This window comes from Streptomyces sp. 142MFCol3.1 (assembly GCF_000424945.1).
Classification (GTDB): domain Bacteria; phylum Actinomycetota; class Actinomycetes; order Streptomycetales; family Streptomycetaceae; genus Streptomyces; species Streptomyces siamensis.
In genome coordinates this window covers 1-26246 of sequence record NZ_AUKV01000003.1, presented here as the reverse complement: position 1 = coordinate 26246, position 26246 = coordinate 1, and the positions used below count along the sequence as shown (strand labels likewise).

The following is a 26246-nucleotide window of genomic DNA, read 5'->3' as shown; positions in this document are numbered from 1 at the left end:
CCGCGGGGCCCCGGCACCTGACCGCCGGGGCCCCGCCCTGCCCCGGAGACACGCATGGACACCGCATTCGGAAGCCACCCCAGCAGACGCCGCCTGCTCTCCCTCGCCGCCGTGGCCGGAGCCGCCACCGTCCTCGGTCCCCTGCCCGCCTTCACCGCCTCCGCCGCACCCCGGCGCCCCACCACGGCACCCGGCCCGACCGCCGGCCCGCATCACGAACTGTGGTGGCGAGCGCCCGCGGACGAGCACTCGATGATCCGGCAGGGCCTGCCCCTCGGCAACGGCCGGCTGGGCGCCCTGGCGGGCAACGACCCGGGCCGGGAACTCCTCCTGATCACCGACGCCACCCTGTGGACCGGCGGACTCAACGGCACCCTCGACTCCGACGGCCAGTTCCCCTACTCCCGCGACGACTTCGGATCCTTCACCCTCCTCGCCCGTCTCACCGTCGACATCCCCGACCACGACCTGTCCGCGGTGAACGACTACCGGCGCGCCCTCGATCTCACGCAGGGCCTCGTCACCACCATGTACCGGCGCTCGGGCACGGAGTACCGGCGCAGCATGTTCGCCAGCCGACCCGACGACGCGATCGTCCTGCACTTCGACCAGAGCGGCGGCGGCAGTTACAGCGGGACCGTCACCCTGGACGGCACACACGGCGAGAACGTGAAGGGCCTGTCCTTCGGCGGCGCGCTCCCCGGCGGTCTGCGCTACGGAGCCGCGGTGAAGGCGTACGGCAGCGGCGGCAAGGTCACCGTCGACGGCCCGCGGATCACCTTCACCGACTGCAGGAGCCTCACGGTGGTGGTGAGCGGAGGCACGAACTACCGGCCCGACGCCGCCACCCACTACCGCGACCCGTCCCTCGACCCGGAGCGGCTCGCCCGCGCCAAGGTCGGCGACGCCGCCGCACACAGCGCCGCCACCCTGCTGCGCACCCATGTCGCCGACTACCGGGCCCTGTTCGCACAGCAGGACCTCTCGCTCGGCACGTCCTCCGCCGAGCAACGCGCCCTCGACACCTGGGAACGCCTCCAGGCCCGTGCCAGGGACGATGTCCCCGACCCCGAACTGGAGGCCGCCTACCTGCAGTTCGGCCGGTATCTGATGATCTCCGGCTCCCGGGGCAGTCTGCCGATGAACCTCCAGGGTCTGTGGCTGGACGGCAACGACCCCGACTGGATGGGCGACTACCACACCGACATCAACCTCCAGATGAACTACTGGATGGCCGACCGCGCCGGACTGTCGGGCTGCTTCGACGCGCTCACCGACTACTGCATCGCCCAGCTGCCCTCGTGGACGGACCTCACCCACCGCCTCTTCAACGACCCGCGCAACCGCTACCGCAACTCGACCGGACGGATCGCCGGCTGGACGGTCGCCATCTCCACCAACATCCACGGAGGCATGGGCTGGTGGTGGCACCCGGCGGGCAACGCCTGGCTCTGCAACAGCCTGTGGGAGCACTACGAGTACACGCGCTCCCGCGCCCATCTCGCGAAGATCTATCCGATGCTCAAGGGCGCCTGCGAGTTCTGGGAGGCGCGGCTGCTGACCACCACCCTGCCGGACACCGGCGAGGAGGTGCTCGTGGCCGACAGCGACTGGTCGCCCGAACACGGCCCGCTCGACGCCAAGGGCATCACCTACGCTCAGGAACTGGTGTGGGCTCTCTTCGGCAACTACCTTGCCGCGACGGAGGAGTTGGGCAAGGACAAGGCGTATGCCGAGACGATCGACTCCCTGCGCGAGCGGCTGTACCTTCCCCGCGTGAGTGACCGGACCGGCTGGCTGGAGGAGTGGATGTCACCCGACAACCTCGGCGAGACCACCCACCGACATCTGTCCCCCCTCGTGGGGCTCTTCCCCGGGGACCGCATCCGGCCGGACGACTCCACGCCCAAGACCGTCGTGGACGGCGCCACCGCCCTGCTCACCGCCCGCGGTACCGAGAGCTTCGGCTGGGCGAACGCCTGGCGTGCCCTGTGCTGGGCCCGTCTGAAGAACGCCGACAAGGCGTACCGGCTCGTCGTGAACAACCTCCGCCCCTCGACGGACGGCAGCAACGGAACGGCACCCAACCTCTTCGACATCTACGAGGTCGACAAGGGCCGCGGCATCTTCCAGATCGACGCCAACTTCGGCACCCCCGCCGCGATGATCGAGATGCTCGTCCACTCGCGCCCCGGCCACCTCGAACTCCTGCCGGCGCTGCCCGACGCCTGGGCGACGTCGGGCTCGGTCACCGGAGTCGGCGTACGCGGCGGCTTCGTCGTCGACCTGAACTGGCGCGCCGGCACACCGACCGAGGTACGGATCCACAGTGTCGGCGGCCGGACGACGACCGTGGCGTACGGCAGCACCTCACGGCAGGTCACCGTGGCGCCCGGGGCGTCCGTCACCCTCCGCGGGTTCGACCGATGAGGGCGCGCACGGGAGCGCGCCGGACGGCCGTCACCGTCGTCGCCCTGCTCGTCACCGTCCTCGGCGGACCGGCGTGCGCGACCACCGTCCAGGGACACACCGCCCAGAAACCCACCCCCCAGCCGTCCGCCGCCCGGACACTCTCCGCCCCGGCCCGGACATCCTCGACCCAGGCCCGCGCCGCACGCGATGACGTCATCACCTGGGGCGCCAGTGCCGACCGCGTGGGCGGCGCGGTCGCCGACCACAGCTACCGGCTCGTCGTGCACACGAGCGCCGGCGGGGACCAGGCCCGGATCCGGCTCTCCAACGCGTTCGGCGACGGGCCCGTGACCTTCGACAGCGTGTACGCGGGCCGGCAGAGCGCCGGCGCGGAACTCGTGCACGGCAGCAACCGGCGCCTGACCTTCGGCGGCGCTGTCTCCGTCACCGTGCCCGCCGGAGCCACCGCGTACAGCGACCCGCTGCCGGGCCGCCTGCCCGCCGCGACCGACCTGGTCGTCAGCCTGCACACGGCCCGCGCCGAGGGCACCGCGACCGGGCACGGGATGGCCATGCAGACCTCGTACGCGGCCCCCGGCGACCACACGGCGGAGGAGGGCGCCGCCAACTGGACCGAACGGACCGGCTCCTGGTTCTACCTCGACGCCGTCACCGTCCGGGCGGCCGGAGACACCTCCGCCGTGGTCACGCTCGGCGACTCCATCACCGACGGCTGGCAGTCGAGCAGCGACCTGAACCGCCGCTGGCCCGACTACCTCGCCCGTCGCCTCCAGCAGGCGGGCGGCATCGTCCGGGGTGTCGCCAACGAGGGGATCTCCGGGAACAAGGTCCTCGCGGACGGTGCCGGACAGAGCGCGCTCAACCGACTGCAACGCGACGTGCTGTCCCACCCGGGAGTCCGCACGGTCTTCCTCTTCGAGGGCGTCAACGACATCAAGTCCCATTCCGGTGTCACCGCCCAGGACATGATCGACGGCTACCGGAAGATCGTGGATCGGGCACACGCGGCTGGTAAGTGCGTCGTCGGGGCCACCATCGCGCCCTTCAAGGGCTGGTCCGAATGGGACGCGGCGGCGGAGGCCGTGCGCGTCGAGGTCAACGCGTTCATCCGGGACGGCGGCCTGTTCGACGCCGTCACCGACTTCGACCGGACGCTGCGCAGCCCCTACGACCACGAACGCGTCCTGCCGTTCTTCGACGGCGGCGATCACCTGCACCCCAATGACAAGGGGATGCAGGCGATGGCCGACGCGGTCGAGCTCGGGAGCCTGGCCTCGTGCTGAGGCCGGCCCTCCGGCATGCGGTCAGGGGTACGACACCACCGTGGACGGCACGGTGGAGGTGCCCGAGGTCGGCGATCCCGTGTCGTTGACGACGCGCTCGTACTGTCCGTTGCCGCCGAGCGAGACCACCAGGAGGTCGTGGAACTTCACGCCCGGCACGTTCGGTGCCGCGAACCCGTGGTGCTGCACGATCGTCGGATCGACGTTGTAGTAGCAGTAGCTGCCCAGGCCCCATCCCTCGTGCGTGGTCACGGAGTCGGCGACCTTGTAGGCCGCGTATCCCTTGACCGAGCCGTTCTGGATGGCGGCCTGGTCCGGCGCGTCGTACGCCTTCTCGTTCTGGAAGAAGATGGTCCGGCCCCGCTGGCCGTACCACTGGACGTCGTACTTGTTGAAGTGCTCGACGAAGAGGCCGGTGGCCAGCACGTCGTCGCCGTTGACACGGATCCCGTAGTCGGCGCGGTTGGTCTCCCAGCCGACGCCGGTGCCGTGGTCGGCGCGCCAGATCCATGTGTGGTCGACGATGGTGTGGCGGCTGTTGATGACCATGCTGGTCGTCGCCTTGCCGGGGCCGGCACCGCCGATGCGCACGAAGACGTCCTGCACGGTGGTCGGGTTCGCCGAGTGGTTCGCCGAGGCGCCGGCGGGCCCGACCTCCAGCAGGGTGGCGGAGTTGACGGGACCGGCGTCGATGAGGAACCCGGCGAGCCGCACGCCGTTCACGTCGGCCGTCTTCATCGCGGTGACGCCGTTGTCGGGGATCAGGGTGGCGTAGCCGAGGCCCAGCACCACGGTGTTGGCGCGGTTGATCTCGATCGGCCGGTCGAGGTGGTAGATCCCCGGCGTGAGCAGCAGGTGCAGGCCCTGGGCGAGTGCCGCGTTCAGGGTGGCGGCCGTGACACCGGGCTTGGCCACGTAGAACCGGCTGAGCGGCAGCGACGAACCGCGCGGGGTGCCGCTGCCCCAGGTGGTGCCGCGCGCGTTGGTGCGCTTCTCCGGCAGGAAGACGCGGTACTCGCTGCCGTTGAGGTACAGGAACGGCTTCTCCCGGGACACCGGAGTGGTGTCGAGGGTGGTGTACGGCGGGTTGGGGAAGGACTGCGCGGGAGCACCCTGGACGCCCGAGAAGACCATGTTCCAGACGGCGTTGACCCAGCCGCCCACCGAGCTGTCGCGGGTGAACCACTGCTGCTGCGAGTACGGACCCACCTGGCCGTCGATGCGGCTGTCGGCGATGTAGCCGCCGCTGGCCCAGCCGTATCCGTTCGGGGCGAGGTTGAGGCCGCCGCGTACATGCATGCGGCGGAAGGGCGCCGCCTGCGCGACCGCCCAGCGGTTGGTGCCGTCGACCGGGACCAGCGCGAGGTTCTCGGCCGAACGCCAGAAGTTCTGTGTGGCGTTGCCGTTGAACCAGCCGGCGTCGACCGTCACGTCGCCGTTGATCGTGGTGTCGTCCGGCGACAGGCCGAGACCGGCGATCGAGGTGTAGAAGCCGAGCTGGGCGTTGAGCCCGTTGTACGTACCCGGCTTGAACAGCAGCGCGTAGCGGCCCGTGCCGAACTGTGCGGACTCCTGCTGACGGAAGACCTCGTCCAGCCTGTCCTGGATGTTCGGAGTCGACGGGTCGAAGACGAGGACGTTCGGGCCGAGATCGCCGCCGCCCGGAAGGGCCGGCGGCTTCTTGGCGGGGGTGGCGGACGCCGGTGACGACAGAGCGAGCAGTGCCGGGGCCGCGGCGGTGGCGGCCATGGCTCCGAGAACGGCCCGTCGGGCCGGCGCGGGCCGGCCGGAGTCGGGACCATCTGTGGGGATTCGGGGCATGGGGGCGACTCTCCTGGTTCAGGAAGTGAACGATGGAAGGTGCGGGGAGCGCTCTCTTGCCGATGCATGCTTCATCCGTGTGAACACAGCGTCAAGAGTTGTCGCAGCAGTCCCACGGATTGATGTCCTTTCAACCGTCAACTCTGTTGTGTTTTGCAGTAGTTCACTGACAAATGTGCTCGACCGGATCACCCGTGTGGACGGCGAATGTGTTCAAGAGGTGCTCTCAAGAAGGTGGTTGGATCGTCGCAGCGGCTTCTTGAGTGCATTCCCGGCCGGGGAACGGGCCTTCAGGAGAGCGCTCTATACCCCCGCGGGGCTGGGCCGTTAGGGTGCGGGCATGAGCAGACAGGCACCCACGCTGGAGGACGTCGCGCGGGAGGCCGGCGTCTCGCGTGCCACCGTGTCCCGGGTCATCAACGGCGTCCGCAGCGTGGATCCCGCGCTCCAGGACGTGGTCCGGCAGGCCATCGAGCGCACGGGATACGCACCCAACCGGGCTGCCCGGTCACTGGTCACCCGCCGGACCGAGACGGTCGCCCTCATCGTGTCCGGCGCGGGCGACGTGGCCGACGAGGAGGAGAACGCGTTCACGGCACAGGTGTTCGCCGACCCGTTCTTCGGCCGCGTCGTCACCGGAGTGGTGGCACACCTGCGGCCCCGCTCGATGCACCCGCTGCTCATGTTCGCCGACTCCGCGCGCACCCGGCAGCAGGCCCTGAACGACCTCCGGCAGGGCGGCGCGGACGGCGCCCTCGTCGTCTCCACACACGCCGACGACCCGCTGCCCGCACTGCTCGCCGACGCCGGGGTGCCCACGGTACTCTTCGCCCGTCCGTCCCGGCCGGTGCCGCTCAGCTATGTCGACCTGGCCCACCGGGACGGCGCCCGCATGGCCGCCGAGCATCTGCTGGACCGGGGATGCCGGAAGATCGTCACGGTCACCGGACCGCTGGGCGTGTCGGCGAGCCAGGAGCGGCTCGCCGGATTCCGCGACACGATGGCGCGCCGCGGCCATCCGTACGTCCCTGTCGCGGAGGGCGGGTTCACACTCGACAGCGGCATGGCCGCGATGTCCGGCCTGCTCGCCGAACACCCCGACGTGGACGGCGTGTTCGCGGCCAACGACCTGATGGCCCAGGGCGTGTGCCAGATACTCAGGGAGCGCGGTCGAAGCGTGCCGGCCGACGTCGCGGTCGTCGGTTTCGACGACTCCGCCGCGGCGGTGGCCTGCCGCCCGCCGCTGACCACCGTGCGCCAGCCGGTCGAGGAGATGGCCTCGGTGATGGCAGGGCTCCTCACCGAGCACATCCAGGGCGCACGCACCGAGCCCACCTCCGTGATCTTCGATCCGGAGCTCGTGGTGCGCGCGTCCGCCTAGTGAGCCGGCTCGCAGACGCGTGAGCAGTAGCGGCAGATGGGTGCGAGGATCTGGTCGGCAGTCCTGGGCCACTTGAAGAGCCTGGCCCGGTCGTTCCAGACCTTGATCCAGTCCTGGAGCGCGGCCCTGAGGCCGTCGAGGGAGCAGAACGCTCCGCGCTCCAGGCAGCGCCGTTCCAGTTCGGCGAACCATCGTTCGGCCTGGTTGATCCACGAGGTCTGCCCGGCAGTTCCCGGCGTCGCCGGGCAGGCGGCCGCTGTCGGACGGGCCCTGGGGCAGGACGGGCCCGACCGTGTCCCCGTGCCGGACCCCGCCGACGGTGACGGACACTGGACCGTCAGGACGAGTGCGGGACCGGCGAGCGGGTGGGCCGGCGAGGGAGAGGCAGGCGCATGACCGACCGGATCACCGTGGGCGTGGACGGATCGTCCGAGAGCCGGGCCGCGCTGGCCTGGGCGGGCCGGGAGGCCGTCCGCCGAGGGCTGCCGCTGCGGCTGGTCCACGTCTGGCACTGGGCGCCCCACGACGTGATCGGCGGCGGCGACCGTCACGACCACGCACGCTGGGCACGGGACATGGTGCAGGAGGCGGCGAGTTCCCTCACCGACCGGCACTCCGGTCTGGAGGTGACCGCCGAGGTCCTGGAGGGCGCCGCCGTCGAACTGCTGCTGGCGGAGGCGGCCGCGACGCGGGCCCTGGTCCTCGGATCACGCGGATACGGCACGATCGTCGGCTTCCTGCTCGGTTCCGTCGGGCAGCAGGTGATCGCCGAAGCCCCCTGCCCGGTCGTCCTGGTCCGCGCCGACGACCACGCCCCGGCCGAGGCGGCCGGCCGCGAGATCGTCGTGGGGCAGCAGGGCGGACGGGAGGACAGCGCCGCGGCGCTGGGGTTCGCCTTCGAGACCGCCGCCGCGCGCGGCGCCGCCGTGCGTGCCGTCAGGGCGTGGAGTCTGCCGCCCGTGTTCGCCTACAGCCCCGGCTCGCTGAAGATGCTGGACGAGGCCGGAGGCCTGGAGCCGTACGAGCGGGAGGCGCTCGCGGAGGCGCTCCAGCCGTGGCGGGAGCGGTTCCCCGGTGTGCCCGTCACCCAGCACGTCGAGCTGGGCAGCGGCGGACAGGTGCTGCTGTCGCTGGCGGGGCAGGCCCAGCTGATGGTCGTCGGGCGGCGCGCCCACCGCTCGGCGGTCGGGTCGCGGATCGGTTCCGTGGCCCACGCGGTGATGCACCACGCGGACTGCCCGGTGGCGGTCGTGCCCCACGCCTGAGGGGTGCCGTGAGCGGGTCCCGGTGGCCGGGGACGCCGTGCCGCTGGGTCGCCCGAGGCCTCTGGTGCCCTCGCCGACCTGGCCGTGGACGGGCGAGGTGCTCCAGGGAGCCGTCGACAGGGTCGAGGCCCCCGACTTCGGTCCTGACGTCCGCGGGGACGGCCGCCCCGGATCCGCCGGGACGGCCGTCCCCGCGCCGGCCGTGGCGCGGGGTACCGCACCGCCGGTGCGCTCACTCCGCTCCGCCGGCGTGCCTACGCGTCGCCCGCCCGGGACATCCGCAGGGCGAGGTCCTGCAGCAGATCGGCGGTCTTGACGTCCGTCCGCCCCGAGTCGTGGACGTCGGCGAGTTCGGAGAACAGGAAAGCGAACGCGCCCACGAGCGAGATGGCGGCCGGCAGATAGGCGTCCGCGACGGCCTGCCCGGCCTCCGCGGGCCCCGCGTCGCCCGGCACCTCGACGCGGGGGAACACCTCCGTGACGAGGGCGCCCAGTTGCGTCTCGGCCGACTCGACCCCGGATTCCTCGTCCTGGGCGATCCTGCGCACCATCGCGTTGGTCTCGGTGAGCACGCCGATGGCGCGCAGGATGATCTCCGTCTGTTCCATGCCGTGAGCCTAGACGGGCGAAGCCCCGGTGTGGCCTCGATGTTCGTGCCGGGATGGTAGACAGGGCACATGAACGACTTCTCCCGCCGTCGCCCGGATCGCGTGCGATGACCGCAGGAATCGACACCCCGGACCGCCGGGGCCGCACCGGACTCGACCGCGTCGGCCGCGATCTGACCGGCAACCCTCGCGTCAAGGTCCGCGACGTGCGCCTGCTGTCCAGCCACTGGTACGTGGAGCGCACCACCAGGTTCGACTTCCGGCACGCCGACGGCACGTGGAGCACCCAGGAGCGCGAGACCCACGACCGCGGCAACGGCGCCACCCTCCTGCTCTACGACACAAGCCGCGAAACAGTGCTGCTCACCCGGCAGTTCCGCTATCCCGTGTACGTCAACGGACACCCCGACGGCATGCTGGTCGAGACGCCGGGCGGGCTCCTCGACGAGGAGGACGAGCACCCGGAGGTCGCCGTGCGCCGTGAGGTCGTCGAGGAGACCGGACACACCGTCGGCGAGGTCCACCACGTCTTCGACGTCTACATGAGCCCCGGGTCGGTCACCGAGCGGGTGAGCTTCTACGCCGCCTCGTACGGCCCCTCCACGCGCACGCACGAGGGCGGCGGCCTGGACGAGGAGGGCGAGGACATCGAGATCGTGGAACTGTCCTTCGCCCGTGCCCTGGAGATGATCCGCACTGGGGAGATCGCCGACGCGAAGACCATCATGCTGCTCCAATGGGCCGCCCTGGAAGGCCCGTTCAAGAGGACTTGACTTGAAGTGCTCTTCAAGTTCCAGACTCCCCTCCGGGCCCGAGGACTTCGGGTCCGGACGGGAGGGACACCATGAGGTACCGCACCATCGGCACCGACCCGGGAACCCGCCGCGAGGTGAGCGTGCTCTCGCTCGGCGCGATGCTGTTCGGCTCACGGACGGACGAGAGGACGTCCTTCGCCGTGCTCGACCGCTATGTCGAGGCCGGCGGGAACTTCATCGACACATCGGACAACTACGCCTTCTGGACCGACGACAGCCAGGGCGGACACAGCGAGGCACTGCTCGGCCGCTGGCGGCGCAGCCGCGGCATCGGCGACGAGATCGTCATCGCGACCAAACTCGGCGCACGCCCGCTCGCCCCGGGCACGGGCTACGTGGACAATCCCGAGGGCCTCTCCGCCAAGACCGTCCGCGAGGCGTCCGAGCGCAGCCGGGAGCGCCTCGGCGTGGAGCGGATCGATCTGCTGTACGCACACATAGAGGACCGCACGGTCGACCCGCGCGAGACGGTGGAGGCGTTCGGTGAACTCGTCGCCGAAGGCGGCGTCGGACTGCTCGGGGTGAGCAACCACGCCGTGTGGCGGGTGGAACGCGCCCGGGCGCTCGCCGCGTCGGCGGGCCTTCCCGGATACGAGGTCCTGCAGTACCACCACAGTCTCCTTCGGCCGCGGAGCGACGTGCCGAGCGATCTGTTCCCGGAAGGGAGCCTCGGCGCGGCGACGGGTGAACTGCTCAGCTATCTGCGCGCCGAGCCCGCCCTGACCCTCGTGGCCTACTCGCCGCTGCTGACCGGCGCCTACGTGCGGGACGACAAACCGCTCCCGCCGGGCTACGACCACCCGGGAACCCCGGCGCGGCTCGCAGTGCTGCGGGAGATCGCCGAGGAGACGGGGGCCAGCCCCAACCAGGTGGTCCTGGCCTGGCAGATCGGCGGCGAGCCGCCCATCGTCCCGCTGGCCGGCGTCTCCTCCGTGGCACAACTGGACGAGAACCTGGCCGCGGTGGACCTGGAGCTGACCCCGGACCAGCGGGCGCGACTGGACGCCGCCCACTGAGCCCGCAGCGGCCTATCCGGGCCCGTCCTGCGGGGACCTGAGCGTGGTGAGGAGCAGCGCGATGTCGTCCGGGCGTTCGCCGGCCTGCCGGGCGGGCGCGGTGAGCAGGTCGGCGGCCCGGGAGAGCGAGGAGCCACCCGGCTTTCCGCGCGGCGTGCCCGCGCGGGACAGGATCGTCCGCAGCGCCTCGATGCCGTCGTCGATGTCCGTGCCGGGCCGCTCGACCAGCCCGTCGGTGTACAGGGCGAGTATCGCCTCGGGCTCAAGCCGCAGCTCCGTCACCGGGTAGTGGGCCCGCGGGTCCACGCCGAGCACCACACCACCGGGCAGGTCCAGTACCTCGGTGCGCCCGCCGGGATGACGCAGCAGTGGCGGCGGATGGCCTGCCCGCGCCGCACGGGCGAGGCCCGTCACCGGGTCCACCCGCACATAGCAGCAACTGGCGAACTGGCCCGGGTCGAGGTCGATGAGCAGCCTGTTGGTACCGCTCATCACCTCGTCCGGCGACCGGTCGCCGAGCGCGAAGGCCCGGACCGCGCTGCGCAGCTGTCCCATGGTGGCCGCCGCCTGCACACCGTGCCCCTGCACGTCACCGATGACGAGGGCGAGTCCGTCGCCCGCCTCGACGACGTCGTACCAGTCGCCGCCCACGTCCATGCCCACGGTGCCGGGCAGATAGCGGCCGGACGTCTCCACCAGGGGATGCGCCGACAGCCGGTGCGGCAGCAGGGCCTCCTGGAGCCCCCGTGCCAGGGCGGCTTCGTTGTCGTAGCGCCGGGCCCGCTCCATGGCCTGCGCGATCAGCCCGGCGAGCGCGGTCAGCACCGTACGCTCCTCCACGCCGAAGCCACGGGAGCGGTCGAAGCCGAGGATGCACGAACCCACCGGGCGTCCCGAGGCGATCAGCGGCAGAAACGCGCGCGCCCCCTCCACGGCGTCCAGCGGGATGCCCGGATAGGCCGCGGCCAGTTGGTCCATCGACTCGAAGAAGAGTGCGCGGCCGTGGGTGAGGGTCTCCACGCCGGGCAGTCTCGCGTCCAGACCCACCCCGTCGAACGGGGCGAGGAACCCCTGCGGGAAGCCCGTCTCCCAGGCCAGGTACAGACGCCGTTCCTGGAGGAGATAGATGGCGAGACGACGGCCGCCGAAGGCGGGCAGCAGCTCCCGCATCACCACCTCGGACACCTGGCGGGCCGTCACGGCCTCGGTCAGCGCGATGGCGAGGACGATGGGCCGGTACAGCGGCGCCGTCGTCGGGACGCCACTGCCCGGCTCTTCGTCCGTGTCCCGGCCGGCGGTCACCGAGGCCGGGTCGAGCGGGGCGGCCTCGGCGGTCTCGGCGACACGTCCCACCGGCACGAGTCGGCAGGTGAGGCTGGCCGGGCCGGGGAACACGGAGAGCGTCAGCCAGGCGCCTGCGCCGTGTCCCGGCGCGCCCTCGCGGCGCCCGTGCGGGATCCGCACCTGGAACTGCACCGGGTCCGGTGACAGCAGCGCCCCGCGCAGATGGTCCTCGTACACGGGGCGGTCCAGCCACGGCACCGCCTGCCACAGCGACCGTCCGAGCAGTTCCGTCCGCGGACGCCCGAGCAGCTCGGCCGCGCGTTCGTTGGCGTAGATGATGAGCCCGAGCCGGTCGAGCGCGAAGACGGCCTCCGGCAGCAGGTCCGCCGCCTGGTCCGCCGCCGGGCCCGGGCCCGGTTCGACGACGACGCCGCTCACCCGGTAGGGCGGGAGCGGGCCCGGCCCCGATGACCACAGCTCCACCACCCGCACCTCGCCGTCCGCGGTGCACAGCGGTATCGGGTGGTGCGGCGGGTGCCCTGCGGCGGTCTCGCGCAGGGCGGCCATGAGCAGGAGGGGTTCATCGGGGGCGACGGCCGCGGCGAGGGCCTCCGACGTTCCGGTGGATCCCGCGTGGTCGCTGCCGAGCAGGGCCCACAGACCGTCGTCCGCGATGACGCCGCCACCGACCGGGTCCCAGGTGAACCGCCCGACGCAGCGCGCCGTGGGACCGTCGGCCGGCGGCCGCGTGCACATCGGCTCCCCGTCCCACCGGACACCGGGCCCGTCCTTGTCCAACGCGGCCAGCGCCGTGCCCAGTTCCGCCGCCACCGCCGTCATCCGGTCCCGGTCCGGCAGCACCTCGGTGGCGTCCGAGGCCGACGGCCGCAGCACCGTGAGCACGCCGTACGACGTCGAGGCCCCCACCACCGGGACGTACAGCGACCCGAACGGGAACGGCAGGCCCGCCGCGAGCTGGGGATAGCGGCGCATGGTCTCGGTCGCGTCCGTCAGGAGGACCTCCACGCCGAGCCGATGGGCGTCGGCGACGGGGAAGGGCCGGTGCACGTCCATGCGCCACCAGGGCCGGAACAGCGGGCCGGGCAGACCCGCGAGCACGGCGAGCCGCAGCAGGCCCGGCGTGCTCGAACGCAGATAGACGCCCCCCGCGAAGCCGCGAGCCGCACGGATCGCATCCGTCACGGCCCCGCTGAGCAGGGCATCCAGGTTCTCCAGCGCCTGGACCTCACGCTCGGCGCTCCCAGTCATCGGTCTGCCCTCGTCCGCCCACCCTCAGGTGGGGTACCACAGCAAGAATGCGCCTTCGAGGCCCCTGACCGCACCTCGGCGCCCGTACGGGGCAGGGCCGTGCGCCACCCCTTGTCAGGGGCGCGCCCGGTCGTGCCCAGCGCGAACATACCGGCTCACCGGGATGTTCAGGAGCCGTCCGGCACCTTGTGATTGAGGAACCGACCCGCGGTGATCATCGAACCGTCCCGCGGTGATTCAAGAACCGTCCCGCGTGACGAGGGTCTCGGCCGCGACGGCGGCGACGGCGTCGGCCACCGACGCCAGCGCGGGGGAGTCCAGCTTCCACTGCTGCCAGTACAAGGGGACGTCGACGATGCGGCGCGGCGCCAGTCGGACCAGCCGCCCGGCACGCAGCAGTGGTCCGGCCTGCGCCTCGGGCACTATGCCCCAGCCCATCCCGGCCACGACGGCGTCCACGAACCCCTCCGACGTGGGCATGAAGTGCCGCAGCGCACTCGCGGCACCGCCTCCTCGCAGGGCGCGCACGAACTCGTCCTGGAGGCCGTCGTTGCGGTCGAACACCACCAGGGGCATGTCTGCGATCACGTCACGCAGCGGCGTCCTCGCCCCCGCCCACCGCTCGGCGAGACCGGGGCTCGCGACCGGCAGATAGCGCATCCGGCCCAGGGCCCGCACGGAACAGCCCGTCACGGGGTCCGGCGAGGAGGTCACGGCCGCCATGACCAGCCCCTCACGCAGCAGCGTGGCCGTGTGATCCTGGTCCTCGCGGCGCAGCTCGAAGCAGAGGCGGAGGTTCTCGGGCACCCGGGTGAGCGCCGGGAGGAACCAGGTGGCCAGTGAGTCGGAGTTCACCGCGATCGACACGCGCGTGGGCTCTCCGGGGCCGGCCATGCCGAGCGCCGCGTGCGCGTCGCGCTCCAGCCGGGCGAGCTGACGCGCGAAACGCACGACGACCTCGCCGGACTCCGTGGGCCGCACCGGCTTCGACCGCAACAGCAGCACCCGGCCGGTGCGCTGTTCGAGCGCCTTGACGCGCTGGCTGACCGCCGACGGAGTCACATGGAGCGCCGCCGCCGCCGCGTCGAAGGTGCCCTCGTCGACCACGGCGAGCAGTGTGCGCACCTGGTCCGCGGGCAGATCTGTCATCACGATCGCTAATGTTACGTAAGAATCTTTAGCTGTACTCCCGCCGACGTGCTCCATAACGTCGACGGCATGACAGCCGCTCTCACCGCAGCGACCGCTGGTTTCTGCACCGGTCTCTCGCTCATCGTCGCCATCGGAGCCCAGAACGCGTTCGTCCTGCGCCAGGGAATCCGCCGCGACGCGGTCCTCGCCGTAGTGGCCATCTGCGCGCTGTCCGACGCCGTCCTCATCGCTCTGGGCGTCGGAGGCGTCGGCGCGGCGGTCGTGGCGTGGCCCGCCGCCCTCACCGCGGTCGGGCTGATCGGCGGCGGCTTTCTCCTCGTGTACGGGTTCCTCGCCGCACGCAGGGCACTGCGGCCGTCGGCCCTGACGCCGTCGGCCGCGCCGGCGGACTCACGACGGCGTGCCGTGCTCACCTGCCTGGCGCTGACCTGGCTCAACCCGCACGTCTACCTCGACACCGTGTTCCTGCTCGGCTCCATCGCGGCCGACCGCGGGCCGCTGCGCTGGACGTTCGGGCTGGGCGCGGCGACGGCGAGCCTGTGCTGGTTCGTCGCGCTCGGCTTCGGCGCCCGGCTGCTCGGCCGGTGGCTGGCCCGGCCCGCGTCGTGGCGCGTGCTGGACGGCCTGGTCGCCACGACGATGATCGCCACCGGTGGCCTCCTGATCGTCGGGGCGTGAGGTCGGCTCCACAACGTTCCGTCCCCCGGAGGAAACGAACCGTTCCCGCTCGGCCATAGTGATCCCTGAAGCGAAAGATGTATCGAGCAATCAGGACGAGTGTGGACACGAGCGAGAGCAGCAAGGACAGCGGCCCCGGGACACACGACGAGGCCCCACCGCCGCCGAACCGGCGCGGGTGGCGCCGGTGGACCATGGACACCCGGCCGCTGCGCCGCCCCGCCTACCGCCGGCTCTGGTCCTCGACCATCGTCACGGCGGTGGGCAGCCAGCTCACCGCGGTCGCCGTGCCCAAGCAGATCTACGACATCACCGGCTCCTCGGCCTGGGTGGGCTACGCCAGCCTCGCCGGCCTGCTGCCGCTGGTGGTCTTCGCGCTGTGGGGCGGCGCCATTGCGGACAGCATGGACCGGCGCAAGCTCCTCCTCGTCACCAACACCGGCATAGCCGTCACCTCACTGCTGTTCTGGGCACAGGCGGTCAGCGGACTCGACTCCGTACTCGTCCTGATGGTGCTGCTCGCCCTCCAGCAGGCGTTCTTCGGTCTGAACTCCCCGGCGCGCAACGCCTCCATCGCCCGGCTGGTCCCGGCGGAGGAACTGCCCGCGGCCAACGCGCTCGGCTCCACCGTCATGCAGACCGGCCTGGTGGCCGGGCCGCTGCTCGCCGGCGCGCTCATCCCCGTCATCGGCCTGCCCGAGCTCTACCTGATCGACGCCCTCGCCCTGTCCGTCACCGTGTGGGCGGTGGTGCGACTGCCCGCCCTGCCGCCCCTGACCGACGGGGCGTCCAAGCGGGCGGGATGGCGCGAGGTGGCCGCCGGGTTCCGCTACATCTCCGTCCACAAGGTGCTGTTGCTGTCCTTCCTCGCCGACATCATCGCCATGGTCTTCGGCATGCCCCGCGCGCTGTTCCCGGAACTCGCCGCGCAGACCTACGCGCCCTACGGCGAAGGGCTCGCGCTCGGCCTGCTGTTCGCGGCGATCCCCATCGGCGCCGTGATCGGGGGCCTGATGTCGGGCACCTTCTCGCGCGCCCGGCGGCACGGCCTCATGGTCATCGTCGCGGTCGCGGCCTGGGGAGCCGCCATCACCGGCTTCGGACTCAGCACCAGTCTGTGGGTGGCGGTGGCGTTCCTCGCCGCGGCCGGGGCCGCCGACATGGTCTCCATGGTGTTCCGCGGCGCGATCCTGCTGTCGGCCGCGACCGACGAGATGCGCGGGCGGATGCAGGGCGTCTTCACGGTCGTCGTCGTGGGCGGGCCGCGTCTGGCCGACGTCCTGCACGGCACGGCCGGCTCGCTCTTCGGACCGCGTGCCGCGGTCGCGGGCGGCGGTCTCCTGGTGATCGCCGCCGTGCTGGGCCTGGCGGCCGCGACCCCTGCCCTGAGGCGTTACACGATCTGACGCCCCAGGGGGCCGGGGTGGCTCTAGAGTGATCGCCATGGGGGCGACACGACCTACATCGCAGTTCCACGCGCCGAACATCGGTGCCTCGTCGGGCGTCGACCGGCTGGTGGGGGCGCTCGACGCGCAGGACGCCAATGACGGCGTCCGCCGACTGCGCGCCTGGGCGCACACGGCACTGGACGTACGGCCGGGGGAGCGGGCGCTCGACATCGGCTCCGGCACCGGTTCGCAGACCCGGCACCTGGCGGCCGCGGCGGCGCCCGGCGGCGCGGCACTCGGCATCGAGCCCAACCCGGGGCTGCGCGCCGTGGCCGAGCAGCGCACGGAACCGGGCGGCCGGGCCCGCTTCATGGACGGCGACGCGCTCTCCCTGCCCGTGCCCGACGCCTCGATCGACGTGGTGTGGTGCGAGCGCGTGCTCCAGCATCTCCTCGAACCGGAGAAGGCCGTCGTCGAGATCGCCCGTGTCCTGCGTCCCGGCGGACGGGTGGCCCTGCTCGACACCGACTGGGCGACCACGATCCTGCACCCGGGGGACCCGGAGACCGTCGCGGCCGTCACCTCCGGCGCGCTCTCGGCGGCGGCCGACCCGTACTCGGGACGCAAACTCGTGGGCCGGCTGGCGGCGGCCGGGCTGGTGGTCGACGACCGGGGTTCGCAGGCGCTGCTCCAGGACCACACCACGGTCGCCTGGCCGCTGATCCGCATGCTGGGCGAGTCCGCCGTACGCCGCGGCCTCGTCACCGAGGCGCGGCGCGACCGCCTGTACGAGGACCTCACCGAGGCCGCCGCGCAGGGGGCCCTGCACATGTCCGTGACCATGTTCGGGGCGGTGGCGCACCGCCCCGGGTGACCCGGTCGGCGTACCGGAGCGAGCGGTGGTCATCGTGTCCGGTTTGAATGGGCATATCGTCCGAATCGAACCGGAATACAATGGTATGACCGTCGCTGACGGAGGTACCGCAGTTTCCCCTGGCATTGGGGGTACACGAGCAACATGAACACCGCGACCTATGAAGTGATCGCAGCCAGTTCCGCGGTGAACGCGGTCGCCGCCTTCGTGGGTGGTCTCGTCATCGCAGGTGCGCTTGTCTGGGCCGTCCGGTTGGGCATCAGCGTGCGGCGCGAGGAGCTGGACCCGCCCACCCCCGAGGAGCAGCCCAAACTGCCCGCCGAGGGGGCGATCCACGAGATCCGGGAGATGCGGGAACCCGACGAGGTCCCGCACGCCGTGGACGAGAGCGAACGGCTGATGCCGTACAACCTCCACGCCGCGGGCAGCAAACACGCCGACGATCAGCATCGCAAACGCTGGGTTCCCGGATCCAGCGGTTCCTTCGGAAGCGGCGGCCCCGGCAGGACCTGAACGGGCCACCCGCAGTGGACATGACCGCCCTGTCGGGCGGTCATGTCCGTTTGTCATGAGGGAGGTCGGCCGCCGAGTCCTCCGGAGCCAGGTCGGGGCGCAGCCGCAGCCAGGACGGCTGCCGCAGCAGACCGGCCCGGGTGCGGGTGCTGTAGCGGACCTCGCCCACCAGCCGCGGCAGCACCCAGTGCGCCCCGGCCGCCCGCGGCACCGGCGTGAAGGGGCACCGGTCCGTCGCGGCGGCCCGCAGCAGCCGGGCCAGCTCGGCGCGCTCCGTCTCGTTCCAGCCGGTCCCCACGCTCCCCACGTAGCGCAACGCGCCCTCCGCGTCGCGCTGTCCCACCAGCACGGCACCGGGAAGCCCGGCCAACCGCCCCTTGCCCGGAGCCCAGCCGCCGACGAGGACGTCCTCGGTCCTCATGTTGCGGATCTTGATCCAGGAGCGTGAGCGCACCCCGGGCTCGTACACGGAGTCCAGCCGCTTGCACACCAGCCCCTCCAGACCACTCTCCCGAGTCGCCCGCAGGGCCGCCTCGCCGTGGCCGACGAGCGCGACCGGCGTCGACCAGAACGGTCCGGCGAGAGCGAGCCCCTCCAGTTCCTCGCGCCGTCGCGCGTAGCGCAGCCGGGTCAGGTCCCCCGCGAGGTGCATGACGTCGAACAGCACGAGGTGCGCGGGGGCCTGCGCGGCACGGCGAGCCGCCTTGCCCGGTGATCCGGCGAGCCCCATACGGGACTGGAGCAGCTGGAAGTCGCCACGCCCGCGCTCGTCCAGGACGAGGATCTCGCCGTCCAGGATCGCCGGTGTCCTCCCCAGAGCGTCACCCAGCGGACGCAGCTCCGGGTACGCGGCGGTGATGTCCTCACCGGACCGGGCACGCAGCACCAGACTGCCGTCCCCGGGCAGATAGACCACGGCGCGCTGGCCGTCCTGCTTCGTCTCGTACGCCCAGCGCATGTCCTGGCCCCTGGGTGGGAGCGTGCCGGGCGTGGCGAGCATGGGAGCGATCAGCGGCAGTCTCACAGCTGTGTTCTCGACAGGCCTCGCGCGGCGCACGCTCGGGCGGCGGCCGTTTCGCCTGAACGGCGGCCCTCCTCCGCCTCCCGTGCCCGCCGGTCTCGGGACGGTGCCGCCGGCCGGCCGTGCCGTCGGCTTCCGCTACCGGACCTGCTCCAGGGCTTGTGCCATCAGGGTCTGGAGACGCAGCCCGCGGTGCGCGTCGAGTTCGCCGGACCGTCCCGTCCGTACGGCCGTGGCGAACTCGCGGCGCAGCACGGGCCAGGACTCCTCGTGGTCGAGCGCCGAGCCGTCGAAGACCAGTTCGGGATGCCGGCCGAACAGTTCGATCCGTGTGATGCCGCGCTCGACCTCGACCGAACCGGACAGCGAGGCCTGGCTGACCGCGCCGCCTTCGTGTTCGCAGGTGAGCTCGACCCACCGGCGGGGGTCCCCGGTGGCTCGCACGCGGAGGACGGGACCGAGGGCCGCGTCCAGCAGATCGAGCATGTGCGGACCGATGTCCAGCAGCGCCCCGTGTTCCAGGCGCCACGGGGTCGCGAAGTCCCCGCCCAGGAAGGCGCCGCCCACACAGCACGACCTCGCCCCGGAGACGTCCAGCTTCTGGGCCTTCGCCAGGAACCGCCGGGTCTCCGGGTGGTAGCGGTTCGACAGGACGAGCTGGGAGACGACTCCCGCGCTTTCGATGGTGTCCACGAGCTCCCGCGCCGCGGGCAGATCGAGGGCCAGGGGCTTCTCCAGCAGCAGGGCCTTGCCCGCCTTCGCCGCCTTCGGAGCCAGTTCCGCCTGCACGTCGGGCGGGACGGAGAAGGCGACGGCCTCGCAGGTGTCGAGCAGCTCCTCGAACGTCCCCGCCACGGCGGCCCCGTAGGGTGCGGCCGTCTCCCGCGCGGCCTCGGGACGCCGGGCCCACACCGACGTCAGTCGCGTCTCGGGCCCGGCGGCCAGCACGCGCGCGTGGACCATGCGTGCCCATGGCCCCGCGCCGACCAGCCCGACCGAGACGGGTGCGTGCGGCCAGTCGTGCGCGTTTACGGTCACGAGGAGCTCCTTAGCTGTGCTGTGCTGCGCTGTGCTGTGCAATGCGGTGCGGGTGCGGGTCGTCCGACGAGCCGACGACCCGTCAGGACCAGGGCCGTCGAACCGCCGGACCAGCACACTTCACCACGCCGTCCCGCACTCCGGCCAGACCCGGCCGTCGCCGGGGCCGCGACCTCCGCACCCGGCACCCCTCCGCCCGCCCGTAACTTGACCTGATCGAGGGGGATACCGGCCGAGGAGCCTCATAGGCTGTGCGCGCGAGTGATCACCGTCGACCCGAAGGAGCGAACGTGACGCCACGCCCGCAGCAGGCCGCAAGACGCTCAACAGTCCTTCGCCGGGAAGCCGTTGTCGCCACCGTCCCCGTCGCCGTGGCGGCCCTGCTCGCCGCGGCCGGCCCGGCCGCCGCGGGGACCGCCGGCCCGGCCGGCGCCGGAGATCCGTACTTTCCCCTCGCGGGCAACGGCGGCTATGACGTCCGTCACTACGACCTGACCCTCGGCTACGACCCGCACAGCCGTCACCTGGAGGGCAAGGCGGTCGTCACCGCCCGTGCGACACAGCGCCTGACCCGCTTCGACCTCGACCTCAAAGGGCTGAAGGTCACAGGCGTCACCGTCGACCACGTCAAGGCCGCGTTCAGCCGCGCCGGTCAGGAACTCGTCGTCACACCCCGGCGCGCCCTGTGCGAGGGGCAGGAGTTCAAGGTGACCGTCACCTACTCCGGTACACCGAAGCCGGTCACCGACCCCGACGGCTCCCTCGACGGCTGGATCCCCACCGACGACGGCGCGTTCGTGGCCGGCGAGCCCCAGGGGGCCATGACCTGGTACCCCGCGAACAGCCACCCCACGGACAAGGCGTCCTACGACTTCACCCTCACCGTCCCGAAGGGCTACACCGCCGTCGCGAACGGCCTCCTGCGCGGGCGGCGCACCTCCCACGACCGGACGACCTTCCGCTGGCGGCAGTCCGAACCGATGGCCGCCTACCTGGCGACGGCGACCGTGGGGAAGTTCGAGGTCGAGCAGTACACCACCCGGGACGGGCTCAGGGTCTACAACGCGGTCGACCCGCGTGAGGCGACCGCCGCCGCGCCGGTCCTGAAGAAGCTGCCGTCGGTGCTTGCCTGGGAGAGCGAGGTGTTCGGGCGCTACCCGTTCCGCGCCGCCGGCGCCATCGTCGACCGGGCACCCCAGGTCGGCTACGCGCTGGAGACCCAGACGCGGCCCGTGTACGACTCCGCGCCCGACCTGGGCACCCTCGTCCACGAGAGCGCCCATCAGTGGTTCGGGGACTCGGTCTCCCTCACCCGGTGGAAGGACATCTGGCTCAACGAGGGCTTCGCGACGTACGCCGAGTGGCTCTACACCGAGCAGCACGGCGGCGGGAGCGCGCAGAAGACGTTCGACTCCCTGTACGCCAGTCCCGCGAACAGCGATCTGTGGGCGTTCCCGCCCGGCGACCCCGGCAGCGGCGCGCACATCTTCGACACGCCCGTGTACGCGCGCGGTGCCATGACCCTGCACAAGGTGCGCACCGCCGTCGGTGACCGTGCCTTCTTCCGCATCCTGCGGAACTGGGCCGCCGGGCACCGTGACGGTCACGGCACCACGGCCCAGTTCGTCCGCCTGTGCGAGCGGGAGTCCGGCAAGGACCTCGGGCACCTGTTCCGCACCTGGCTGGAGACCGCGGGCAAGCCGTCCTCGCCCTGAGCCGCACCGCGACAGCGGCTCCGCTCCGCGGGGCGGCCCTCAGGCGGGGCGGAGCCAGACGGTGGCGAGGGGCGGCAGGGTCAGCTCGATGCTGGTGGGACGTCCGTGTGACGGCTCGGACTCCGTCTTGACGGGGTGGGAGACGTGGATGCCGCTGCCGCCGTAGCGGGTGTGGTCGGTGTTGAGGATCTCCTGCCAGGCAGGGATGTCCTCGGGGACGCCGATGCGGTAGCCGTGCCGCACGGCGGGGGAGAAGTGCGAGACGGCGAGCAGGGGGGTGCCGTCGGCGTCGTACCGGACGAAGGCGAGCACGTTGTCGTCCGCCGCGTCGGTGGTGATCCAGCTGAACCCGGAGGGCTCGGTGTCGCGCTGCCACAGCGCGGGCTCACGCCGGTGGACCGTGTTGAGCTCGCGGACGAGGTCGCGGACGCCGCGGTGGTCGGGTTCGGCGGCGTAGGCGGGGTCGAGGAGCCACCAGTCGGGTCCGTGCGCCTCGGACCATTCGGCGCCTTGGGCGAACTCTTGCCCCATGAAGAGGAGTTGCTTGCCGGGGTGGGCCCACATGAAGCCGAGGTAGGCGCGCACGGTGGCACGCTGCTGCCACCAGTCTCCGGGCATCTTGGAGACCAGTGAGCCCTTGCCGTGCACGACCTCGTCGTGCGAGATGGGCAGGACGTAATTCTCGCTGTAGGCGTACACCATCGAGAAGGTCATCTCGTTGTGGTGGTACTTGCGGTGGATCGGTTCGCGCTGGATGTACTCCAGCGAGTCGTGCATCCAGCCCATGTTCCACTTCAGCCCGAACCCGAGACCGCCGTCGGACGTCGGCCGGGTGACGCCTTCCCAGGCGGTCGACTCCTCGGCGATGGTGACGACGCCGGGGTTGCGGCGGTAGACGGTGGCGTTCATCTCCTGGAGGAAGGCGACCGCGTCGAGGTCTTCGCGTCCGCCGTGCTCGTTGGGGACCCACTGTCCGGGTTCGCGGGAGTAGTCGAGGTAGAGCATGGAGGCGACCGCGTCGACGCGCAGGCCGTCGATGTGGAACTCCTCGCACCAGTACACGGCGTTGGCCACGAGGAAGTTGCGGACCTCGTGCCGCCCGTAGTCGAACTCGAGGGTGCCCCAGTCGGGGTGGGCGGCGCGCCGTGGGTCGGCGTGCTCGTAGAGCGCGGTTCCGTCGAATTCGGCGAGGGCCCAGTCGTCGCGGGGGAAGTGCGCGGGCACCCAGTCCATCAGGACGCCGATGCCCGCGCGGTGCAGGGCGTCGACGAGGTACTTGAAGTCGTCGGGGGTGCCCAGGCGTGCGGTGGGGGCGTAGAAGCCGGTCACCTGGTAGCCCCACGATCCGCCGAACGGGTGCTCGGCGAGCGGCATGAACTGCACGTGGCTGAAGCCCAGGTCCGATATGTAGGCGGGGAGCTGCTCGGCGAGCTGGCGGTAGGTGAGGCCCGCGCGCCAGGACGGCAGGTGCACCTCGTACACGGAGAACGGCGCCACATGCACCGGGCACTTCGCCCGCCCCGCCATCCACTCGGCGTCGTTCCACTCGTAGTCCGACTCCGTCACGATGGAGGCCGTGGCGGGGGGTGTCTCGGTGCGCCGGGCCATCGGGTCCGCGCGCAGGGTGCGGGTCCCGTCCGGGCGGGTGATGTCGAACTTGTACCGGGTGCCTTCGCCCATACCGGGGAGGAACACCTCCCAGATCCCGCTGGAGCCGAGCGACCGCATCGGGAAGCCGGCGTTGGTGTCCCAGTGGCAGAAGTCGCCGCAGACCCTGACCCCCTGGGCGTTCGGCGCCCACACGGTGAAGCGGGTGCCGCTGACACCGTCGACCGTCATGGGGTGCGCGCCGAGGGCCCGCCACAATTCCTCGTGCCGGCCCTCGCTGATGAGGTGCAGGTCGAGTTCGCCCAGCGTGGGCAGGAAGCGGTAGGGGTCCTGGGTCTCGAACGGGGTGCCGTCGTACGTCACCGACAGCGTGTAGGCGGGGATCGTGTCGAGCGGCAGGACGCCCGAGAAGATCCCGTCGCCCGTGTTCTCCAGTTCGGTGCGCAGCCCGTCCACCATCACGGCCACGGACTGCGCGAACGGGCGCAGTGCACGGAACACGACGCCGTCCGGGACGAGATGCGCGCCCAGCAGTGCGTGCGGGTCGTGGTGGGCACCCGACAGCAGACGCGCGCGGTCCGGCGCGTCCATCGGGGCGGAAGCGGCCGGCCGTACGCCGGCCGTTGCGATGCGGGCTGTCACGGCTTCAGCCTCCTCGGGGGAAGGGGAACGGGTTGGGCAACTGGTCATCGGACCTCGGCAGAGGCGAGGCGGCCGACCGCGGCCATCGGCACGGGCAGCCAGTCGGGGCGGTGTCGCGCCTCGTACAGCACCTCGTACACGGCTCGGTCCGTCTCGTAGGCGCGGAGCAGGTCGGGTTCCTCGCGGGGATCCCACTCCGCCTCGGCGGCGTAGCCCGCGCAATAGGCCTCGCGGCAGCGTTCCGCCCACTCGGGCCGCCAGGGCTGGCGGGACCGGGCGGCGTAGTCGAAGGATCGCAGCATTCCCGCGACGTCGCGAACGGGGGACTGGAGGCGGCGGCGCTCGGCGAGCGGGCGGGCCGGCTCGCCCTCGAAGTCGATGACGGACCACCGCTGCCCGGCGCGGAGCACCTGGCCGAGGTGGAGGTCGCCGTGGATCCGCTGCGCGGGCCGGACGCCCGAGTCGAGGGACGCGAGCGCGTCGAACGCGGAGCGCAGGCCGGGCGCGTACGGCCGGAGTTCGGGCACCGAGTGGACGGCGGCGTCGAGTCGTTCGCGCATCGCCTCCGCGAGACGTCTGTTGCGGGGCGGGCTCGGTGCGTCGACGGGCAGTGCCGAGGCCAGGGCGAGGTGCACCTCGGCGGTGGCGCGCCCCAGTTCGTAGGCCTCGTCGGTGAAGTCGCGGTCCGCGGCGAGGGATTCGAGGGCGAGGCTCCAGCCGTCGGTGGCCCCGGGCAGGAACGGCTGGAGGACGCCGAGTGTCGCCTCCTGCGGCTGCGAGGTCCGGAACCACGCGGCGGGAGCGGGGACCCGGGTGCAGCCCTGCCGGGCCAGCGCACACGGCACCTCCAGGTCCGGGTTGATGCCGGGCTGGATGCGGCGGAACACCTTCAGGATGAACGAGTCCCCGTACACCAGGGACGAGTTGGACTGCTCGGCGTCCAGCAGTCGGGGAGCGAGACCGGTCGGCAGGGTCACCCGTATGTCGCGCTCGAAGCGCAGCGGGCCCGCGGTGCCGGGCCGGCGCAGGCGCTCCAGCAGCAGTCCGGCGGTGCGGGTGTCGTGCAGCGCGTCGTACACCATGAGGCCGGAGAGCGGGCCCGTGCTCGCCCGGCCGATGACGGCATGGGCGAGCCGCGGCGGCACGACCTTCCGTATCCCGAGCAGGAGTTGGTAGCAGTCGTCGGCCGGGGGGGTGCCGGCACCCCCGGGGGAGCGGGAGTCCAGGAACTCCGTACGGACCAGCAGGTGCAGACACCCGGGGTACAGCTCGGTCGACGACACCAGGGTCAGATCCGTGACGGGCCTGCCCTTGCCCGCGAACCAGCGCTGCCGCGGCAGCCACTCCCGCAGCAGCCCGGCGAGCGAGGTCAGCAGCGGAGCGGGATGGCCGCTCGGACGGTGCAGCGCGGTCTTCGCCATGGCGACACGTCCTTTCAGGGGCGGGCGGGCTTTGGGCACGGCGGTGGGCGTTCAAGATCGCCTGGCGGTGACGGGGGCCATCCCGGGACGGAGCCGGAACCAGTAGAAGCCGTGTCCGGCGAGGGTGAGCAAGTAGGGGAGTTCTCCGATGGCCGGGAATCGCACTCCGCCGATCAGTTCCACGGGGTGGCGTCCGTTGAACTCGCGCAGGTCGAGTTCGGTGGGCTGGGCGAAGCGGGAGAAGTTGTGGACGCACAGGACGAGGTCGTCGTCGGCTTCGCGGAGGAAGGCGAGGACGGCGGGGTTGGAGGAGGGCAGTTCGGTGTAGGTGCCGAGTCCGAAGGCCTTGTTCTGTTTGCGGATCTCGATCATGCGGCGGGTCCAGTGGAGCAGGGAGGACGGCGAGGACATGGAGGCCTCGACGTTGGTGACCTGGTAGCCGTAGACGGGGTCCATGATCGTGGGGAGGAAGAGGCGGCCGGGGTCGCAGGAGGAGAAGCCGGCGTTGCGGTCGGGGGTCCACTGCATGGGGGTGCGTACCGCGTCGCGGTCGCCGAGCCAGATGTTGTCGCCCATGCCGATCTCGTCACCGTAGTAGAGGATCGGTGAGCCGGGCAGGGAGAGGAGCAGGGCGGTGAAGAGTTCGATCTGGTTGCGGTCGTTGTCGAGGAGGGGGGCCAGGCGGCGGCGGATGCCGATGTTGGCGCGCATGCGCGGGTCCTTGGCGTATTCCGCGTACATGTAGTCGCGTTCCTCGTCGGTGACCATTTCGAGGGTGAGCTCGTCGTGGTTGCGCAGGAAGATGCCCCACTGGCAGTTGGAGGGGATGGCGGGGGTCTTGGCGAGGATCTCGGAGACGGGGTAGCGGGACTCGCGGCGGACGGCCATGAAGATGCGGGGCATGACGGGGAAGTGGAAGGCCATGTGGCATTCGTCGCCGCCGGAGGGGAAGTCGCCGAAGTAGTCGACGACGTCCTCGGGCCACTGGTTCGCCTCCGCCAGCAGCACCGTGTCCGGATAG

At 71.8% G+C, this 26246-nt stretch carries 20 protein-coding genes; 11 read left to right on the top strand and 9 right to left on the bottom strand.

The window, feature by feature from the left end; translation table 11 throughout:
* The first annotated feature begins 54 nt into the window (after positions 1-54).
* Together H305_RS0104720 and H305_RS44460 are read left to right on the top strand one after the other, a co-directional pair.
* Entirely contained in the window at positions 55-2430 is a 2376-nt protein-coding gene (locus H305_RS0104720; RefSeq protein ID WP_028799401.1) for a glycosyl hydrolase family 95 catalytic domain-containing protein, read from the top strand.
* Positions 2427-3716, top strand: a complete 1290-nt coding sequence (locus H305_RS44460) for an SGNH/GDSL hydrolase family protein (protein ID WP_037762460.1) — start codon at positions 2427-2429, stop codon at positions 3714-3716. The genes H305_RS0104720 and H305_RS44460 overlap by 4 nt, the downstream gene beginning before the upstream one ends.
* A gap of 21 nt (positions 3717-3737) precedes the next feature.
* Here H305_RS44460 and H305_RS0104710 read toward each other — a convergent pair whose 3' ends face one another.
* Entirely contained in the window at positions 3738-5537 is a 1800-nt protein-coding gene (locus H305_RS0104710) for a hypothetical protein (protein ID WP_028799400.1), read from the bottom strand.
* A 340-nt stretch (positions 5538-5877) separates the two neighbouring features.
* Here H305_RS0104710 and H305_RS0104705 point away from each other — a divergent pair, with 340 nt between their 5' ends.
* Positions 5878-6918 (top strand): LacI family DNA-binding transcriptional regulator, encoded by a 1041-nt coding sequence (locus tag H305_RS0104705; RefSeq protein WP_028799399.1) that lies wholly within the window; start codon positions 5878-5880, stop codon positions 6916-6918.
* Between the two features lie 392 nt (positions 6919-7310).
* Positions 7311-8183 carry a universal stress protein gene (locus tag H305_RS0104695; protein WP_028799397.1) on the top strand — a complete coding sequence of 291 codons (873 nt, stop codon included), beginning with the start codon at positions 7311-7313 and terminating at the stop codon, positions 8181-8183.
* Positions 8184-8437: 254 nt separating this feature from the next.
* On the opposite strand, the gene H305_RS0104690 is transcribed toward H305_RS0104695, so the two are convergent.
* A complete protein-coding gene (locus H305_RS0104690; protein WP_028799396.1) occupies positions 8438-8791 on the bottom strand; it encodes a hypothetical protein in 354 nt (117 codons plus the stop codon).
* Between the two features lie 107 nt (positions 8792-8898).
* On the opposite strand from H305_RS0104690, the gene H305_RS0104685 reads away from it, so the two are divergent.
* Positions 8899-9564 carry an NUDIX domain-containing protein gene (locus tag H305_RS0104685; protein WP_028799395.1) on the top strand — a complete coding sequence of 222 codons (666 nt, stop codon included), beginning with the start codon at positions 8899-8901 and terminating at the stop codon, positions 9562-9564.
* Between the two features lie 71 nt (positions 9565-9635).
* Positions 9636-10622, top strand: coding sequence for an aldo/keto reductase (locus tag H305_RS0104680; RefSeq protein WP_028799394.1), 987 nt, complete (start codon positions 9636-9638; stop codon positions 10620-10622).
* A gap of 12 nt (positions 10623-10634) precedes the next feature.
* On the opposite strand, the gene H305_RS0104675 is transcribed toward H305_RS0104680, so the two are convergent.
* Both H305_RS0104675 and H305_RS0104670 read right to left on the bottom strand, forming a co-directional pair.
* Positions 10635-13175, bottom strand: a complete 2541-nt coding sequence (locus H305_RS0104675; protein WP_028799393.1) for a SpoIIE family protein phosphatase — start codon at positions 13173-13175, stop codon at positions 10635-10637.
* 237 nt (positions 13176-13412) lie between these two features.
* Positions 13413-14327: a LysR family transcriptional regulator ArgP gene (locus H305_RS0104670; RefSeq protein WP_028799392.1), complete on the bottom strand. Its 915-nt coding sequence runs from the start codon at positions 14325-14327 to the stop codon at positions 13413-13415.
* A gap of 66 nt (positions 14328-14393) precedes the next feature.
* Between H305_RS0104670 and H305_RS0104665 the strand changes: the two genes are divergently transcribed.
* The 4 genes from H305_RS0104665 to H305_RS0104650 all read left to right on the top strand — a co-directional run bounded on the left by H305_RS0104665 (position 14394) and on the right by H305_RS0104650 (position 17780).
* Positions 14394-15005 carry a LysE/ArgO family amino acid transporter gene (locus H305_RS0104665; RefSeq protein WP_028799391.1) on the top strand — a complete coding sequence of 204 codons (612 nt, stop codon included), beginning with the start codon at positions 14394-14396 and terminating at the stop codon, positions 15003-15005.
* Positions 15006-15106: 101 nt separating this feature from the next.
* Positions 15107-16411 carry an MFS transporter gene (locus H305_RS0104660; protein WP_028799390.1) on the top strand — a complete coding sequence of 435 codons (1305 nt, stop codon included), beginning with the start codon at positions 15107-15109 and terminating at the stop codon, positions 16409-16411.
* 37 nt (positions 16412-16448) lie between these two features.
* The gene (locus H305_RS0104655) at positions 16449-17267 is read left to right on the top strand and encodes a methyltransferase domain-containing protein (protein ID WP_028799389.1); all 819 of its coding nucleotides are present in this window, start codon (positions 16449-16451) and stop codon (positions 17265-17267) included.
* Positions 17268-17411: 144 nt separating this feature from the next.
* Complete coding sequence (locus H305_RS0104650) at positions 17412-17780, top strand: DUF6479 family protein (RefSeq protein ID WP_028799388.1); 369 nt, start codon at positions 17412-17414, stop codon at positions 17778-17780.
* Between the two features lie 40 nt (positions 17781-17820).
* Here H305_RS0104650 and H305_RS0104645 read toward each other — a convergent pair whose 3' ends face one another.
* Both H305_RS0104645 and H305_RS0104640 read right to left on the bottom strand, forming a co-directional pair.
* A complete protein-coding gene (locus H305_RS0104645; RefSeq protein WP_028799387.1) occupies positions 17821-18804 on the bottom strand; it encodes an ATP-dependent DNA ligase in 984 nt (327 codons plus the stop codon).
* Positions 18805-18939: 135 nt separating this feature from the next.
* Positions 18940-19839, bottom strand: a complete 900-nt coding sequence (locus H305_RS0104640) for a Gfo/Idh/MocA family protein (protein WP_028799386.1) — start codon at positions 19837-19839, stop codon at positions 18940-18942.
* A 290-nt stretch (positions 19840-20129) separates the two neighbouring features.
* Here H305_RS0104640 and H305_RS0104635 point away from each other — a divergent pair, with 290 nt between their 5' ends.
* Entirely contained in the window at positions 20130-21554 is a 1425-nt protein-coding gene (locus H305_RS0104635; RefSeq protein WP_028799385.1) for a M1 family metallopeptidase, read from the top strand.
* Positions 21555-21593: 39 nt separating this feature from the next.
* Here the strand turns inward: H305_RS0104635 and glgB are convergent, their stop codons facing one another.
* From glgB to H305_RS44455, 3 genes are all read right to left on the bottom strand, one after another.
* Positions 21594-23753, bottom strand: coding sequence for a 1,4-alpha-glucan branching enzyme (glgB, locus tag H305_RS0104630; RefSeq protein WP_028799384.1), 2160 nt, complete (start codon positions 23751-23753; stop codon positions 21594-21596).
* A 95-nt stretch (positions 23754-23848) separates the two neighbouring features.
* Positions 23849-25225, bottom strand: a complete 1377-nt coding sequence (locus H305_RS0104625) for a maltokinase N-terminal cap-like domain-containing protein (protein ID WP_028799383.1) — start codon at positions 25223-25225, stop codon at positions 23849-23851.
* A 51-nt stretch (positions 25226-25276) separates the two neighbouring features.
* A partial coding sequence (locus H305_RS44455; protein WP_037762455.1) for an alpha-glucosidase C-terminal domain-containing protein occupies positions 25277-26246 on the bottom strand: 970 nt, incomplete at its 5' end.

Bases quoted from the DNA above. Each gene is read 5' to 3' on its own strand.
- H305_RS0104720 (WP_028799401.1), top strand. From the start codon at position 55: ATGGACACCGCATTCGGAAGCCACCCCAGCAGACGCCGCCTGCTCTCC.
- H305_RS44460 (WP_037762460.1), top strand. From the start codon at position 2,427: ATGAGGGCGCGCACGGGAGCGCGCCGGACGGCCGTCACCGTCGTCGCC.
- H305_RS0104710 (WP_028799400.1), bottom strand. From the start codon at position 5,537: ATGCCCCGAATCCCCACAGATGGTCCCGACTCCGGCCGGCCCGCGCCG.
- H305_RS0104705 (WP_028799399.1), top strand. From the start codon at position 5,878: ATGAGCAGACAGGCACCCACGCTGGAGGACGTCGCGCGGGAGGCCGGC.
- H305_RS0104695 (WP_028799397.1), top strand. From the start codon at position 7,311: ATGACCGACCGGATCACCGTGGGCGTGGACGGATCGTCCGAGAGCCGG.
- H305_RS0104690 (WP_028799396.1), bottom strand. From the start codon at position 8,791: ATGGAACAGACGGAGATCATCCTGCGCGCCATCGGCGTGCTCACCGAG.
- H305_RS0104685 (WP_028799395.1), top strand. From the start codon at position 8,899: ATGACCGCAGGAATCGACACCCCGGACCGCCGGGGCCGCACCGGACTC.
- H305_RS0104680 (WP_028799394.1), top strand. From the start codon at position 9,636: ATGAGGTACCGCACCATCGGCACCGACCCGGGAACCCGCCGCGAGGTG.
- H305_RS0104675 (WP_028799393.1), bottom strand. From the start codon at position 13,175: ATGACTGGGAGCGCCGAGCGTGAGGTCCAGGCGCTGGAGAACCTGGAT.
- H305_RS0104665 (WP_028799391.1), top strand. From the start codon at position 14,394: ATGACAGCCGCTCTCACCGCAGCGACCGCTGGTTTCTGCACCGGTCTC.
- H305_RS0104655 (WP_028799389.1), top strand. From the start codon at position 16,449: ATGGGGGCGACACGACCTACATCGCAGTTCCACGCGCCGAACATCGGT.
- H305_RS0104650 (WP_028799388.1), top strand. From the start codon at position 17,412: ATGAACACCGCGACCTATGAAGTGATCGCAGCCAGTTCCGCGGTGAAC.
- glgB (WP_028799384.1), bottom strand. From the start codon at position 23,753: ATGGACGCGCCGGACCGCGCGCGTCTGCTGTCGGGTGCCCACCACGAC.
- H305_RS0104625 (WP_028799383.1), bottom strand. From the start codon at position 25,225: ATGGCGAAGACCGCGCTGCACCGTCCGAGCGGCCATCCCGCTCCGCTG.